Source organism: Pseudomonas sp. HY13-MNA-CIBAN-0226, assembly GCF_040310305.1.
Lineage (GTDB): Bacteria > Pseudomonadota > Gammaproteobacteria > Pseudomonadales > Pseudomonadaceae > Aquipseudomonas > Aquipseudomonas gregormendelii.
The window spans coordinates 1-231 of the sequence record NZ_JBEOPS010000696.1; the positions used below are offsets into that span (position 1 = coordinate 1).

The window sequence follows — 231 nt, forward strand, 5'->3', positions numbered from 1 at the left end:
TTTCCCATGCGCGTGACGGCAGCATGAAGTAAGCAAAGCTCTCTGCGCGGTAGGACAACCACGTTGCCAGCGCAAATGACAGACACATCAGTGCCGCGATCGCCAGCCGGCCCGAACGAGCGCCAACGGCCTTCAGCAACGCCATGATCAGAAGCGGATAAAGCAGATAAAACTGCCACTCGACCGACAGCGACCATGTGTGCAGCAACCACTTCAAGTGCGATGTAGAGT

Annotated in this window: 1 pseudogene; it reads right to left on the reverse strand. The window is 56.7% G+C overall.

Going from position 1 to position 231, the window contains the following annotated elements:
• Positions 1-217 (reverse strand): annotated as a pseudogene (locus tag AAEZ05_RS30485) (acyltransferase); the annotation flags it as partial.
• Positions 218-231 lie beyond the last annotated feature (14 nt).